The sequence below is a fragment of the Synechococcus sp. CS-205 genome (assembly GCF_025128255.1).
In the GTDB taxonomy this organism is placed as follows: Bacteria; Cyanobacteriota; Cyanobacteriia; order PCC-6307; family Cyanobiaceae; genus Regnicoccus_A.
Map to the genome: position 1 here is coordinate 26,167 of NZ_JAHLZB010000004.1, position 12,845 is coordinate 39,011.

A 12,845-nucleotide genomic window follows, 5' to 3' on the forward strand; every position below is an offset into this window, starting at 1 on the left:
CAACCGCTGCGCCATGAGCACTCATTCTCACCACCAGCAGGTCTGCTGATGGGCTCAGAGGGTGCGCAGGCAGGCCGCCACGGTCTCCACCTCGCTCAGGGCCCGGATTGCCGCGAGGGCTGCCTGGAAACGGGCCTCCTCCACCTCATGGGTGATCACCACGATCTCGGCCTGGCCGCCGCTGGCCTCCAGCTGCACGATCGATTGGATCGAGACGTCCTCAAGCCCGAAGCAGCTGCCGATGCGGCCGATCACCCCGGCCTGATCGCTGGTCTGCAACCGCACGTAGTTGCGGTGGCTGGTGCGGGAACTCTCCACCAGGCGGCACCGTCGCCAGCGACTGGCCGCCAGCAGTGGATCCAGTCCGCATCCCGGGCCGCCCACCTGTCGAATGCCGGCGATGTTGAGGATGTCGGCCACCACGGCCGAGGCGGTGGGTCCTGCCCCTGCCCCCGGGCCGTAGAACATCACCCGCCCAACCGGATCACCCTCCACGAGAATGGCGTTGTTGACCCCGTTGACCACCGCCAGGGGATGATCGGCGGGGACGAGGGTGGGGTGGACCCGCACGTCGAGGCATTCGCTCCCGTCGGGATCGGAGCCCAGATACTGGGCCACCGCCAGCAATTTGACCCGGTAGCCCAGCTGGCCTGCGTAGCTCACATCCCGGGCTTGCAGGCCACTGATGCCGGCCGTGGGGATTGAGGCGCGATCCACGGAACCTCCGTAGGCCAGGCCGGCGAGGATGGCGATCTTGTCGGCCGCGTCGTCACCCTCGACGTCGGCGGCGGGGTCGGCCTCGGCGTAGCCCAGCCGCTGGGCCTCCGCCAGCACGTCTCCGTAGGCGGCCCCCTCATCCGCCATGCGGCTGAGGATGTAATTGGTGGTGCCGTTGATGATGCCGCTCACCCGTTGGAGGCGGTTGCCCCCCAGGGATTGCTTGAGGGGCTCGATGATCGGAATGCCGCCACCCACAGCGGCTTCGATCAGCACATAAACCCCCTGGCGGGCAGCGGCGTCGGCGATTTCCTCGCCATGGCGGGCGATCACGGCCTTGTTGGCGGTCACCACCGACTTGCCGGCAGAGATCGCCGCGAGGATCAGGCTCCGGGCTGGCTCCAGCCCGCCCATCACTTCCACGACGATGTCCACCGATGGATCCTGCACCACCTCGGCCGGATCGGTGGTCAGCAGCTCCGGTGCCAGGACCACGGACCTGGGCCGGTCCGGATCGCGCACGGCGATGCGCCGCAGCTCCAGCTCCCCCACCAGGGGATGGCGCCCGGCGGGGGAGGTGAGGATCCCGGCGACACCGGTTCCCACCGTGCCGAGGCCGAGCAAGCCGATGCCGATGGTCATGCCGATTGCGCCGCGAAACCGATGATCCTAGAAATCATCCCGCCGTCAGGCTCTTGGCCTGGGCCTGCATCATCTTCAGAATGTTCAGGAAGCCATTGGCCCTTGAGGGGGTCAGGCTGGCCTGAAGGCCCGTCTCAGCCAGAAAACCCGGGTCGAGGCCCGCGGCCTGCTCCGGCGCCAGCCCTTCAAGCCCGGCGATCAGCAAGGCCAGCAGCCCCTTGGTGATCTGGGCATCGGAATCACCCCGCCAGTGGAGCTTGCCATCCACCAGTTGACCCACCACGTACACCTGGGAAACACAGCCCTTCACCTTGAACACCTCCTGCCGGAATTCCTCGGGCAGGGGCTCAAGCTTCTTGGCCAGCCAGAGCACGTACTCGTAGCGGCGCTTGGGGTCGCTGGTGCTGCGCAGGCGTTCCACGATCGCGTCGAGGGTTTCGCTGCCGGTGCTCATCAATGGGGCCGGGAAGAGGTGGCCCCAGTGTGGCGCTTCAGTTCAGCCGCGGCGCCGCTGCTGCAAAACCAGGCCACCAACCACACCACCAAGTCCGGTGATGCCTCCGATCAGCAGGAGTGACCGAAGCTGATGGGGAGCTGGCGAGAGCGGCTGGAACCCTGAATCGCCTCGGCTCACCTGATCAAGTTGTGCCTGTCCCTGGCGGGTTGGAACTTCCAGGAAGTCGCGGTGTCCGGGGCCTGCATCCACCTGCAGTTCCCAGTCCCCATCGGCGCCCTTGGGCATGTTGAAACTGAGGCGGCCTTGGTCATCGATCTGACCCACATCCACGGGCTGGCCTCCATCGGGTGGCACCAGCCGCACAACGGCACCTTTCACCGGTTCGCCATTGGAGAAGTGGCTTTCGAGCATCAACCCTTCCCGCAGGGAGGTGAGTCGATCCAGGCTCGATTCGATCGCGTGCGCCTCGACCCGGCCGGGAGTGGCGAGCAGGGCCACCAGGGAGCCAAGGGCCGTGAGGGCGATCAGGCCGCAGGAACGGGTGAGAGGTGGAGTGGTCATCGGCAGGGCGTGGTCGCGTCCGAGGGAAGTGGCTCCAACGCTAAGGCGCCTTCAGGAGGCTGACCAGCGGCTGCCGGCGGCCTGACCCTTGCCGGCCTGGACCATGCGCACCATCGAGCTGACCATCATCGAGAGCGCTTCACTCGGTTGGGAGCGGTGGCCAAGCTCCGCGGCCATCACGCGTTCGGGAACAGTGCCGGATCGGCTCGCGGTGGCGCCAACGCGCCGGGCGGGCGAGGGGCGGGAGTGATCGAAGCTGAGGTCCAAGGAATCAGGGGCTCGCACCTGGGGATCCTGGCAAAAGATCCGCGCCGAGACCATCAGAGCCCTGGCCTCTCAACAGGTTGCAACCATTCGATTCCTTTTTCACTCAGCCAGCCATCGAAGGGCACATCCCACGGCTCCACCGGCAGCCGCTCCACAACACAGCTGAACGGGGCCACGATCAGGGCTGGCACCGAGCGCCACGGCGGATCGGCACGCAGCCTGTCGAACCAGCCGCCGCCATAGCCGAGGCGAAAGCCGCGACGGTCGAGGGCCAGGGCCGGGACCAGCAGAAGGCCGAGGGCTTCGGCCGGCAAGGGGGTGCTCGCCGCGGCCGGTGCAGGCACCCCTGCGGCGTCGGGCTGGAGGGGATCCGCCGGCCGCCATGCCTCGTAGCAGAGGCTGCGCTTCCCTGACATCGCACGGATGGCGGGCAGAGCCAGCTGTGTGGGCAGCTCCGCCGCCAGCTCTCGCAGATCCGCTTCACCCGTCAGGGGCCAGTACAGCCCGAGCCTCCGGTCTGCCGGGATCAGGGGGGGCACCCCGGCCAGAGCCTGCTCCAGCAGCTGTCTGCGCTGCGCTGAGGGCTGATCGCCCCGGCGCTGGCGGTAATGCCGGCGCCAGAGGGGTTTGGGGTCGCACAGCCGGGGTTCGCCCGCCATCAGCGCTGAAACCAGCCGGTGAGGGCCACGGCCAGGGCATCGGCAGCGTCGTCGGGGCGAGGAGGGTGCTCCAGATCCAGTTCCCGCATCACGGCGTCGAGCACGTCATTCTTGTCGGCATGGCCGGAGCCCGTGAGGGCCAGCTTGATCTGCATCGGCGGGAATTCCACCACCGGCACCTGCAACCGGGCCAGGGTCATCATCACCACCCCTCTGGCCTGCACCACGGAGATGGTGGTGCTGGAGCGATAGAAAAAGAACTTCTCAACGGAGGCCAGCTGAGGCCTCCAGCGGCGCACCAGCCAGCGCAGATCGCGGGCGATCTCCACAAGACGCTCCCCCTCAGGGGTGCCGGCCTCGGTACGGATCATCCCGCAATCCAGCAGCCGCTGCGGCGGGCCGGTCTCGATCAGGCCATAGCCGACGCGGGCCAGCCCTGGATCGATGCCGAGGATGCGCAAGGCCTCAGGCGGCCAGGGCCAGCTGGAAGGCCTCGCGGGTGGTGTCAGCCATCTCGAAGATCTTGCAGAACACCTTGATCACGCGATCACCGGAATCGATCTGCTCGAGCGGATCCTTGCGCAGCCGGTGGCGCAGGCAGCAGGCCACCACCCGAGCCACGTCGTCGTCGTTCACCTCGGTGCGTCCTTCGAAGGCGGCCAGGGCCCTGGCCGCCCGGTTGGTGACAATGTCACCGCGCAGGCCATCCACATCCAGCTCGCCGCAAACCGCTGAGATGCGAATGCGCAGCTCAGGATCGATCAGCACCTGAGGCAGCCGCTGCTGGGCCTCCACCACCCGCTGCTGGAGCGCGTCCTGGGCGCTCTGGTGTTGGCCGTTGAAGCCATCGGGATCGCTGTCGTAGCCGGTTCGCTGGTCCACCACCTGCACCCGCAGCTCCGGATCGCGCACCGTGCGCACCTCCACGCTCATGCCGAAGCGATCGAGCAGCTGGGGACGCAGTTCGCCTTCCTCGGGGTTGCCCGAGCCGATCAGCACGAAGCGGGCCGGGTGGCGGACGGACACCCCCTCCCGCTCCACGGTGTTCCAGCCGGAAGCGGCCGAATCCAGCAACACGTCGACCAGGTGGTCGTCGAGCAGGTTCACCTCATCCACATAGAGAAGGCCGCGGTTGGCCTTGGCCAGCAGGCCAGGCTCGAAGGCCCGCACCCCTTCGCTGAGGGCTTTCTCGATGTCGATCGTGCCGCAGAGGCGGTCTTCGGTGGCGCCCAGGGGCAGGTCCACCATCGGCACCTGGCGGGGCTCGACCGGCAGCACCTCGCCCGCCTCGGCCCGCAGGCGCACGTCGGCGCTCTGCAGGTCGGGGTCGCCGGGGGAACTGTTGTAGGGATCGCCGGCAACGACCTCGATCTCCGGCAGCAGATCGGCCAGGGCGCGGATCGTGGTTGATTTGCCCGTGCCCCGATCGCCCATGATCATCACGCCGCCGATGCGCGGATCGATCACGTTCAACAGCAGGGCGAGCTTCATCTCCTCCTGGCCGACGATGGCGGTGAAGGGAAACGCCCTGCGTTTGCGGGTCTGACTCACGGACGGGGGGCCGGCACGGATTCGGATTGTTTCACAGCTGCCTCTGGGACCTCAGGCGCAGGCAGAAGGCTCAGCACCTGAGGGGGTGTGGCATCGGCGGGATAGATCAGGCGAACTCTCACCTGCCGCTGCTGGCCGGGGGCCAGGCTGATGCGACCCAGGCTCGGGCCCTTCTCCCCCTGGCGCTGAACCAGATGGAACCAGCGCCGGCCGGCGGGCCGGCCCGCCGTACCGTCAAGCCCGGCCACTTCCACCGTGCCGCGGAAGACCACGGCACGGGGCGGGGTGAGGTTGAAGCGCAGGCCGCCTTCGGGCTTGTCTGTCTTGCGTGGGGATTCGAGGGCCAGATCGAGGACCACAGGCCCCTTGGTGTCGTTCACCAGGGGCAGGAGCAGGTCGTACTCCACGCCGTAGTTGCCGTGGGCGGCCCAGGCGGTGCCTGGGTAGAGGGCCTGCAGCTCGGCGGTCTGCACCTGGCCGCTGCCCAGTCGCCCACGCTCCAGTGAGGCGATCGGCCAGGAGAGCGGTGCACTGCGCACGGAGAGCAACTTGGCGCCGGGGTCGGTGAGCCTGGCGCTCCAGCGACTGCCCGTCTGCACCCCGCTCACTCGGGAATAGATGATCGCTCCAGCCTGGCCTCGGGGGGTGGGGACGTGCTCCTTGGCGCTGAGCCCGCCGCGCAGCAGGCGGCTCCAGACCTCCGCCTCGGGGGGCTGTTCGCTCCCGAAGGCCGCCAGGGTGGCCAGCTGCACGGGACCGTCACTCTCGAGCCGCAGCTGGAGGTTGCGGCCGTTCAGCAAGGGATCGAGTCCCTTGACGGGAATGGGGAGGGCCAGCAGGGTGCTGAGCTGACCAGGGGTCAGGGTCCACTCCTGGGGAATCCCGATGCCGCGGTGCTTCTGCAGCAGTTCGGCCGCCACCCTGGAGCCGGGTCCGGCGAACACGGAGCTGCCATCGTGCGCCATCAGGGGGGGCAGGGGCAGGAAGGGGGCAGACGGCTGGCTCGGATCCGACGACTGGGAGAGGGCCGTGGATCCGTTCAGCACCCTCAGCCGCACTGGCGTGTTGCTCACCGGAGCGGCCACCACCCCCAGCCAGAGCACTGAGTCGAGCGTTTCGGGCCTGCCGGCATAAACATGGTGGCTGAAGAGGTCGAAGCGTCCATTCAGCGGGACGTTCAGATGGGCATCGGGGCTGGAGAAGGGTTGGCCGGCCAGCGTCCCGCGACCGTTGAAGGTGGAGAGCAGGATGCCGGGCTCGATGATCAGTTCGGGGTTGTTGTCGTTGACCAGGGGCACCTGGTCAAGCCCGCCGCTGAGTGGACGCACCTGCTGGCTCCTCAGCTCTGTGCCGGGAGCGGCGGCCGCCGCCGGGGTTGCGGCCATCCCAGCAGCGAGCAGCAGGCTGGTGGCCATGGTCAGGACGCGCATCAGACCTCAGCGGGGATTGGGGGAAGGTTGGTTGCGGCCGACGAGGGTTTCGCTCACAGCGGCGGCCATGGCCCTGATCAGGTTGGTGGAGCGGGGGTCATTGAACGGACCCTTGACCATGAACCCTGCCACGGCCCGCTTGCCGTCGGGGAGTTCGATCAGAGCCGCGTCGGAATAGGCGATGCCGATGTCACCGGTCTTGTTGAGCACGGTCAGACCACGGGCCATCAGCTCGCTGTCCGTGTTGCTCGACGATGCCCCAAGCCCCTTGAGCAGCCCTGCCGGCAGCAGGGTGTTGGTGCGGGAGGTCCCCATGATCGTGCGGAAATGGTCCCGGGCACGGGGACTGAGCTTTTCACCCGTGTCCACCAGGGCGATCGAGCGGGCAAGATCCCGGGGGCTGGTGGTGTTGGTCCCCTCGAGATCAGGGAGCCAGTTGTTCACCACCGTGGCCGGCAGGCCCAGGGCCTGGAAGTGGGCGTTGGTGGCGGCTTTGCCCCCCAGCCGCTTGATCAGCAGATTTGTGGCGCTGTTGTCGCTCACCCGGATCATCTCGGTGGCGGCCTCATAAAAGGGGAAGCGCGTGCCCACGGGGCGGCTGGCCATCCATCCGGCCCCTCCGCCGATCACCTCCTTGGTGAGCGGCAGGGGTTCGTTCCAGCGCAGCTTGCCGGCATCGAGGTCGTCGAGGGCCGCCAGCAGGATCGGGGTCTTGATCGAGCTCGCAGCAGGCAGGGGGGTGTCGGGATTGAGCTGGGCGTAACGGCCGTCATCCAGCACCAGCAGGAATCCACCCACCTTCAGATCCTTCTGCTGGGCCGCCAGGGTCTTCCAGCGCTGGCTGAGTTTGGTGAGCTCAACGCGGGGCTCGAAGCGGCCGTTGGCCAGTCCGCCCCTGGGGGTGGGAACCGGTGAGCTGGCACTGCTGGCCTTGGGAGCATCCATCGCCCCCTGGGCGAGCCTGGGGGCCAGTTGTTTGAGGACCGTGCCGGTGAGCACCCCGAGGCCAAGTCCCATCACCAGCAGGCGCAGGACAAGGGCGATGGGCTGAAGCCAGCCGGGGGAGCCGGAACGGGGGGAGCGACCCGAAGGCACGATGCAGCCGAGGGCGACGGAGATGGCAGGACCTTAGGGGGTTCTCCGTTGGCTGGCCCAGCGCAACTGACGGACCATTCCCCGGACCAGGGCCACCTCGTCGCCGCTGATCTGGCCGCGCTGCAGCAGGGCGCGCAGCTTGGCCATCCGGGCGTGGGCCGTGTGGGGCAGCAGAAAACCCACCTCCAGCAACAACGCCTCGGCGTCGGCCAGGGCCGCCTCGAGCACGTCCCGCTCAGCGGGTTCGGGCCAGGCCACGGCGGGGGATCCACCCGGATGCCCCAGTTCAAGACCCTGCTGGAAGCCGTGTAACGCGTGCAGGCTGATGGCCACGGCGTGCGAGAGGTTGAGGGAGGGGTAGCCGTCATCGGTGCCGAGTCGCACGATGCGCCCCGCCTGGAGCAGCTCGTCGGTGCTCAGGCCCCGGTCTTCCCTCCCGAAGACCAGCGCCGGGCCTCCTGAGCTCGCCTCCGAGCCGGAGCCGGGCGCGGGCTCCAGCAGCCAGGGCAGGGCCTCCGCTGGGCCCATGATCGGCACCGCCTCCGAGTCCACCCGCCCACTGGCGGCCACCACCCTGGTGCGATCGGCAATGGCCGCCGCCAGATCCGGATAGAGCCCGGCCTGCTCCAGCAGGGCTCCGCCATGGACGGCCATGCGCCGGGATTCCTCGCTGAGGTGATCACAGCGAGGAGCCACCAGCCGCAGATCCCGCACGCCGAAGTTGGCGCAGAGCCTGGCCACGCTGCCCACGTTCAGCGGCCCGGCAGGTTCGACCAGAACCAGAGCCAGAGGGCGAGAAGGGGGGATCCGTGCCGGGCCAGGGACGCCGCCGCTCACTCAAGGCTGTGAAGATGGGCCAGCAGGTCGGCCATGGCCTGCGGTTCGGGCTGGAACCGGGGCATCGGGGGCGTGCGGCCGCTGACCACCTGGTGGATCAACTGCCGGTCGCTGCGCCGCTGGCTGACCCCGTGCAGGCTGGGTCCCACCAGCCCCTGGGCGGCGATGCCATGGCAGCCGGCGCAGTTCATCCGAAAAAGACGACCACCATTCTCGCTCGAGCCTGTGAGCTCAAGGGTTCGGCGGGTGTAGGGATCGCTGCGTGCTGCCGGCAGGACCAGCAACAGCAGCAGGATGCAGGCGGCCGCGGCAAGCAGCACCAGGGCGGTGACCAGGCCCTGGCGCTGAAGCGGCGCCGGGCTGGTCTCCAGGATGGTGGAAGGATCGCCGGTCACGGATCACTCGGAAGACTCCCCCAGCCTGCCTTGGCCATGGGAGAATTGCGTCAGGCAAAACTTCTGGCTCCCGATGATCGAACCTCTGCTCTGCGGCATCGTCCTGGGCTTGATCCCGATCACCCTGGTGGGTCTTTTCGTGGCGGCCTGGAACCAGTACCGCCGTGGCAGCGCCCTGGGCGGCTGAGTCAGGCCCCGGGTTCCAGGAGCATCAGGCCGCAGCTGCCGTAGCGCCTCCTGTCGGTCATTCTCCAGCCGTGTGGTATCTGCGGGTAGGCCTCGCTGGAGCACTCCCACACCAGGCGTCCTCCTTCCGCCAGCCAACCGCCAGCTGCCACCGCCGTGGCGATCGGTTCATAGAGGCCGGAGCCATAGGGCGGATCGGTGTAGATCAGATCGAAACCTCCATCCGCCTCGTCCCCCAGTTGCTGCCGGGGGCTGCGGCGCAGCCACCCTGGAAGTTCGGCCTTGATCACCCGCACGTCGCTGGCCGGATTCAACCCCGCCTGGACGGCTTCGAGATTGCGTCGGGCGATGCTGAGGGTTGCCTTGTCGTGATCGATGGCGACCACCCGCTGGGCACCCCGTTGCAGGGCTTCGCAGCCCATCACTCCGCTGCCGCAGAAGAGGTCGAGCCAGCTGCAGCCGCTCAGTTCACCGGCCAGCAGGTTCAGCACCGCCAGGCGCACCCTGGAGGTGGTGGGGCGTGCGCCCTGCCCCGCTGGGCTGAGCAATCGGCGCCCGCCACTGAGCCGCAGACTCACGCCCCGCCCTGCTCGAGCCAGCGGAGCCAGCGCCCGAGCATGCGCTGCCCCTGGGGGCCGGATTTCTCGGGGTGAAACTGGCAGGCCGCCAGGTTGTCCTGCCAGACGGCCGCGGTGACGGCTCGATCGGCGAAGAGGACGTCGGCGGTGCTGCAGGCCGAGTCGTCGGGAGCAGCGGCATAGGAGTGCACGAAATAGACCCAGGCCGGCGGATGCCCCTCAGGCAGCAAGGGACTGGGGTTGGTGGGAATCAAGGGGGCCCAGCCCATGTGGGGGATCGGATGGCCAGGAGAGGATGGCAGGGCCCGCACGGTGCCCCTGAACAGACCGAGACCCGGGGCTTCCCCTTCTTCGCTGCCCTCGAACAGCAGTTGCAACCCCAGGCAGATGCCCAGCAGGGGGCGTCCCTTGTGGCTCCAGGCTCGCAGCGGATCCACCAGACCCGCCTGGCTCAGGCGCTCCATCGCCGGATCGAAGGATCCCACCCCCGGCAGAATCAGGGCGGAGCAGGCGTCCATGGCTCCGGCGTTCTCCACGGGAATCAGATCGGCCCCGAGGCGCTCCACGGCCCGGGCCACGGAGTGCAGGTTGCCCATGCCGTAGTCGATCAGTCCGATCGGGCCCCTCATGGCTGCGGTTCCAGGCAGAGGCGTTGCTCCGGGTGAAGAAGATCGTCGGAGCGGGGCAGATCGAGGGCGTTGATGGTGGCGATCAGCCGGTAGAGGCGGCCCACCCGCCGCTGATCGAAGTCGAAGCGCAGACAGGGCCGCAGTCGGTCATTGTCGTCGCAGCTTTCCCCGTGCACGAAGTCGCCGCTGCGCAGCAGATCCTGGAAGTCGGAGCGGATGGCCTGCAGATCGCGCTCTTCCAGGGGGACGTGCAGCAGCAGCTCCAGACCGTCGTCGCTGACCCTGGTGGTGTGGAACACCCGGTAGAAGAAGCGGATCTGATCGATCGCCTCTCTGGCGCTGCGGGCGCGGCTGATCAGCTCCCCATCGTCGGGACCGATCAGCCCTTCGCGGGCCAGCCCAGCGAGCAGGTCCCGATGCCAGCGATGCCAGACCTGCTGGCCGGGGGGGGCGAGCAGAACCACCGGAATCGGAGCCGTGCGTCCCGTCTGGATCAGTGTGAGTGCCTCGAAGAATTCATCGAGGGTGCCGAAGCCGCCAGGAAGCACCACCAAAGCATCGCTCTCGCGCAGAAAGAACAGTTTGCGCGTGAAGAAGTAGCGGAAATGGACCAGGCGATCGCCGGCCCCCGCGACATAGGGATTGGGCTCCTGCTCGAAGGGCAGTTGAATGTTGAGGCCGAAGCTGTGATCGGATCCAGCTCCCAGGTTGGCCGCTTCCATCACTCCCCCGCCGGCGCCGGTGATCACGTCGAATCCCGCCGCCATCGCTTCACGGCCGACGGCCTCGGCCAGGGCGTAGGTGGGACTCTCCGGCAGGCTGCGGGCGGACCCGAACACGGCCACCTTGCGGGTGGTGCGGTGCGCATGAAAGGTGGCCAGGGCCGCGTGGAGGTCGCTGAGGGCACCGGAGATCAGTCGCCAGTCCTCGGTGGCGTCGGCGATCCGGGCCATCTCCAGAATCGAGTCGAGCGATCGCTCGATCAGGAGGCGATGGGGGTGATCAACCAGTGAATGCTCCGGTGGCTCCTGCGCCGGATGCATCAGCTCTGGAGAGGAGGCTGCGGGAGCGGAGGTGCTGCTCAGAGGTATTTGGCAATCGTGCCGGAAAGGGTGTTCTTGGGAACGGCGCCCACCACGGTGTCCACCTTCTGACCTCCCTTGAAGATCATCAGGGTGGGGATGCTGCGGATGCCGTACTGGCTGGCGACGTTGGGGTTCTCGTCGGTGTTGAGCTTGTAGACCTTCAGCTTGCCCTCGAATTCCTTGGCGATCTCATCGACGATCGGGGCCACCATGCGGCAGGGACCGCACCAGGGGGCCCAGAAATCGACCAGCACGGGCACGTCACTTTTGAGCACATCCAGCTCAAAGGAAGCATCGGTGACGGCAGTGGCGCTGGACATCCGAGGGAGGGGACAAGGTATCCGGAATCTAGCAATGAGGCTCCGGTTTCCCCCATCACCAGCGAGCGACCGTAGGAAGACAAAATGCCCGGACGCGCCGGGCGGGTTGGTGTGAGGAGTGTGTGAGCCGTGGCCCCCACACCTTGAGGTTAACGCCCGTCTCTGTCGGGAATCCGTCGTTCCGGGGCGGGAGGAAGCGGCCTTGGGCAGGGGGTTACTTGCCCATGCCCAGCTGCTGGGCTTTCTGGTAGACCTTGCCCTCGGTGAGGAGGGATGGGGCCACCACCACATCCACCTGCTGCATCTCCTTGATGGTGCGCGCGCCAAGGGTTCCCATCGAGGTGCGCAGGGCGCCCAGCAGATTCTGGGTGCCGTCATCCAGCCCTGCCGGGCCGCGCAGGATCTTTTCGAGGCTGCCCGTGGTGCCCACGCTGATCCTGGTGCCCCGGGGCAGCACCGGACTGGGGGTGGCCATCCCCCAGTGGAAGCCACGGCCGGGAGCTTCGCTGGCCCTGGCGATCGGGGAGCCGATCATCACCGCATCGGCTCCGCAGGCGATGCACTTGCAGATGTCGCCGCCGGTGACGATGCCGCCGTCGGCGACGATCGGCACATACCGACCGGTCTCCCGCTGATGGTCGTCACGGGCGGCGGCGCAATCGGCCACGGCCGTGGCCTGGGGGATGCCCACGCCGAGCACCCCCCGGGAGGTGCAGGCGGCTCCGGGACCGATGCCCACCATCACCGCAGCTGCTCCGGCTCGCATCAGTTCGAGGGCCACGTCGTAGGTGACGCAGTTGCCGATCACCACCGGGATGCCCAGATCACGGCAGAGGGCGGCCAGGTCGAGCGTCTCGCGCCCGGCCGGGCCGATGTGGTCGGTGGAGACCACCGTGGCCTGAACGAAGAAGAGGTCGGCTCCCGCTTCCGCCACCGCCTTGCCAAAGCGCAGGGCCGCGGCGGGGGTGGCACTGACGGCGGCGATGCCACCGCCGGCTTTGATCGCGGCGATCCGCTGGCGGATCAGGTCTTCGCGCACCGGCTGGGCGTAGAGCTCCTGCATCAGGGGCACGAACGCCTCCTTTCCCACCGCTGCGATCCGATCAAGGATCGGGTTCGGATCCTCGTAGCGGCATTGAACCCCTTCCAGGTTCAGCACCCCCAGGGCCCCGAGCCGCGAGAGTTCCAACGCCATCGCCACATCGACCACCCCGTCCATGGCGCTGGCGATGATCGGAATCTCACGCTCGATGCCGCCGATGGTCCAGCGGCTGTCGGTTACCTCCGGATCCACGGTGCGGCCACCTGGAACCAGGGCGATTTCATCGATCCCATAGGCGCGGCGAACGGTTCGGGAACGGCCTAACTGAATGGACACCACTGGGGTTTCTGCAGTCGGGCCAAGCTATCAACCGGTCTGGTCGCCTCCAGGGCCG

17 protein-coding genes are annotated in these 12,845 nt (G+C 68.0%); 1 reads left to right on the forward strand and 16 read right to left on the reverse strand.

Translation table 11 applies throughout. The annotated features are described in order from the left end of the window. Window positions 1–54: 54 nt before the first annotated feature. The 11 genes from KQ297_RS00340 to KQ297_RS00390 form a co-directional block, all read right to left on the reverse strand. Window positions 55–1,359, reverse strand: a complete 1,305-nt coding sequence (locus tag KQ297_RS00340) for a homoserine dehydrogenase (protein WP_259737666.1) — start codon at window positions 1,357–1,359, stop codon at window positions 55–57. Window positions 1,360–1,393: 34 nt separating this feature from the next. Continuing rightward, a complete protein-coding gene (locus KQ297_RS00345) occupies window positions 1,394–1,813 on the reverse strand; it encodes a SufE family protein (protein WP_185466936.1) in 420 nt (139 codons plus the stop codon). A 42-nt stretch (window positions 1,814–1,855) separates the two neighbouring features. Beyond that, window positions 1,856–2,377 (reverse strand): hypothetical protein, encoded by a 522-nt coding sequence (locus KQ297_RS00350; protein ID WP_259737667.1) that lies wholly within the window; start codon window positions 2,375–2,377, stop codon window positions 1,856–1,858. 51 nt (window positions 2,378–2,428) lie between these two features. After that, a complete protein-coding gene (locus tag KQ297_RS00355) occupies window positions 2,429–2,644 on the reverse strand; it encodes a hypothetical protein (RefSeq protein WP_259737668.1) in 216 nt (71 codons plus the stop codon). 53 nt (window positions 2,645–2,697) lie between these two features. Beyond that, window positions 2,698–3,303: a 5-formyltetrahydrofolate cyclo-ligase gene (locus tag KQ297_RS00360; RefSeq protein WP_259737669.1), complete on the reverse strand. Its 606-nt coding sequence runs from the start codon at window positions 3,301–3,303 to the stop codon at window positions 2,698–2,700. Beyond that, window positions 3,303–3,764: a crossover junction endodeoxyribonuclease RuvC gene (gene ruvC, locus KQ297_RS00365; RefSeq protein ID WP_259737670.1), complete on the reverse strand. Its 462-nt coding sequence runs from the start codon at window positions 3,762–3,764 to the stop codon at window positions 3,303–3,305. The genes KQ297_RS00360 and ruvC overlap by 1 nt, the downstream gene beginning before the upstream one ends. Before the next feature lie 4 nt (window positions 3,765–3,768). Then, window positions 3,769–4,854 (reverse strand): magnesium chelatase ATPase subunit I, encoded by a 1,086-nt coding sequence (gene bchI / locus KQ297_RS00370; protein ID WP_259737671.1) that lies wholly within the window; start codon window positions 4,852–4,854, stop codon window positions 3,769–3,771. Continuing rightward, window positions 4,851–6,284, reverse strand: a complete 1,434-nt coding sequence (locus KQ297_RS00375) for a DUF3370 domain-containing protein (protein WP_259737672.1) — start codon at window positions 6,282–6,284, stop codon at window positions 4,851–4,853. The genes bchI and KQ297_RS00375 overlap by 4 nt, the downstream gene beginning before the upstream one ends. A 6-nt stretch (window positions 6,285–6,290) precedes the next feature. Next, on the reverse strand, window positions 6,291–7,379 hold the full coding sequence (locus KQ297_RS00380; protein WP_259737673.1) for a serine hydrolase: 1,089 nt from the start codon (window positions 7,377–7,379) through the stop codon (window positions 6,291–6,293). 33 nt (window positions 7,380–7,412) lie between these two features. Then, a complete protein-coding gene (locus KQ297_RS00385; protein WP_399250899.1) occupies window positions 7,413–8,120 on the reverse strand; it encodes an RNA methyltransferase in 708 nt (235 codons plus the stop codon). Between the two features lie 92 nt (window positions 8,121–8,212). Beyond that, complete coding sequence (locus KQ297_RS00390; protein WP_259737674.1) at window positions 8,213–8,611, reverse strand: cytochrome c; 399 nt, start codon at window positions 8,609–8,611, stop codon at window positions 8,213–8,215. Between the two features lie 73 nt (window positions 8,612–8,684). On the opposite strand from KQ297_RS00390, the gene petG reads away from it, so the two are divergent. After that, a complete protein-coding gene (gene petG, locus KQ297_RS00395) occupies window positions 8,685–8,798 on the forward strand; it encodes a cytochrome b6-f complex subunit V (protein ID WP_006170345.1) in 114 nt (37 codons plus the stop codon). 1 nt (window position 8,799) lies between these two features. Here petG and rsmD read toward each other — a convergent pair whose 3' ends face one another. From rsmD to KQ297_RS00420, 5 genes are all read right to left on the reverse strand, one after another. Next, window positions 8,800–9,375 (reverse strand): 16S rRNA (guanine(966)-N(2))-methyltransferase RsmD, encoded by a 576-nt coding sequence (gene rsmD, locus KQ297_RS00400; protein ID WP_259737675.1) that lies wholly within the window; start codon window positions 9,373–9,375, stop codon window positions 8,800–8,802. Beyond that, window positions 9,372–10,004, reverse strand: coding sequence for an imidazole glycerol phosphate synthase subunit HisH (hisH, locus tag KQ297_RS00405; protein ID WP_259737676.1), 633 nt, complete (start codon window positions 10,002–10,004; stop codon window positions 9,372–9,374). Before hisH ends, rsmD begins: the two co-directional genes overlap by 4 nt. Beyond that, window positions 10,001–11,047 carry an LOG family protein gene (locus KQ297_RS00410; RefSeq protein WP_259737677.1) on the reverse strand — a complete coding sequence of 349 codons (1,047 nt, stop codon included), beginning with the start codon at window positions 11,045–11,047 and terminating at the stop codon, window positions 10,001–10,003. Before KQ297_RS00410 ends, hisH begins: the two co-directional genes overlap by 4 nt. A gap of 38 nt (window positions 11,048–11,085) precedes the next feature. Further along, entirely contained in the window at window positions 11,086–11,409 is a 324-nt protein-coding gene (trxA, locus tag KQ297_RS00415; protein ID WP_006170349.1) for a thioredoxin, read from the reverse strand. Between the two features lie 214 nt (window positions 11,410–11,623). Beyond that, on the reverse strand, window positions 11,624–12,787 hold the full coding sequence (locus tag KQ297_RS00420; RefSeq protein ID WP_259737678.1) for a GuaB3 family IMP dehydrogenase-related protein: 1,164 nt from the start codon (window positions 12,785–12,787) through the stop codon (window positions 11,624–11,626). Between the last annotated feature and the right edge of the window lie 58 nt (window positions 12,788–12,845).

Excerpts from the sequence above, each read along its gene's own strand:
- KQ297_RS00340 (WP_259737666.1), bottom strand. The coding sequence starts at position 1,359 with ATGACCATCGGCATCGGCTTGCTCGGCCTCGGCACGGTGGGAACCGGT.
- KQ297_RS00345 (WP_185466936.1), bottom strand. The coding sequence starts at position 1,813 with ATGAGCACCGGCAGCGAAACCCTCGACGCGATCGTGGAACGCCTGCGC.
- KQ297_RS00350 (WP_259737667.1), bottom strand. The coding sequence starts at position 2,377 with ATGACCACTCCACCTCTCACCCGTTCCTGCGGCCTGATCGCCCTCACG.
- KQ297_RS00360 (WP_259737669.1), bottom strand. The coding sequence starts at position 3,303 with ATGGCGGGCGAACCCCGGCTGTGCGACCCCAAACCCCTCTGGCGCCGG.
- KQ297_RS00375 (WP_259737672.1), bottom strand. The coding sequence starts at position 6,284 with ATGCGCGTCCTGACCATGGCCACCAGCCTGCTGCTCGCTGCTGGGATG.
- petG (WP_006170345.1), top strand. The coding sequence starts at position 8,685 with ATGATCGAACCTCTGCTCTGCGGCATCGTCCTGGGCTTGATCCCGATC.
- hisH (WP_259737676.1), bottom strand. The coding sequence starts at position 10,004 with ATGAGGGGCCCGATCGGACTGATCGACTACGGCATGGGCAACCTGCAC.
- KQ297_RS00410 (WP_259737677.1), bottom strand. The coding sequence starts at position 11,047 with ATGCATCCGGCGCAGGAGCCACCGGAGCATTCACTGGTTGATCACCCC.
- trxA (WP_006170349.1), bottom strand. The coding sequence starts at position 11,409 with ATGTCCAGCGCCACTGCCGTCACCGATGCTTCCTTTGAGCTGGATGTG.